Consider the following 256-nt stretch of genomic DNA (forward strand, 5'->3'; position numbering starts at 1 on the left):
AATTTCCAGTTACTCTTGTCTGAATACATAGGGCAAGTAGAGGCATACCAGGGGAACTGAAACATCTAAGTACCTTGAGGAAGAGAAAACAATAGTGATTCCGTCAGTAGCGGCGAGCGAACGCGGAGAAGCCCAAACCAAGGAGCTTGCTCTTTGGGGTTGTGGGACGTCTCACATGGAGTTACAAAGGAACCGGTTAAACGAAGAGGTCTGGAAAGGCCCGCCAAAGAAGGTAAAAGCCCTGTAATTGAAAGTC

The 256-nt window shown here is 47.7% G+C and carries 1 rRNA gene; it reads left to right on the forward strand.

Features of this window, described 5'->3' with window-relative positions:
- Positions 1 to 256, forward strand: a 23S ribosomal RNA gene (locus M3636_RS29285); the annotation flags it as partial.

Origin of the sequence: Paenibacillus sp. MER 99-2, from assembly GCF_023714095.1 — a bacterium.
Taxonomy (GTDB): domain Bacteria; phylum Bacillota; class Bacilli; order Paenibacillales; family Paenibacillaceae; genus Paenibacillus.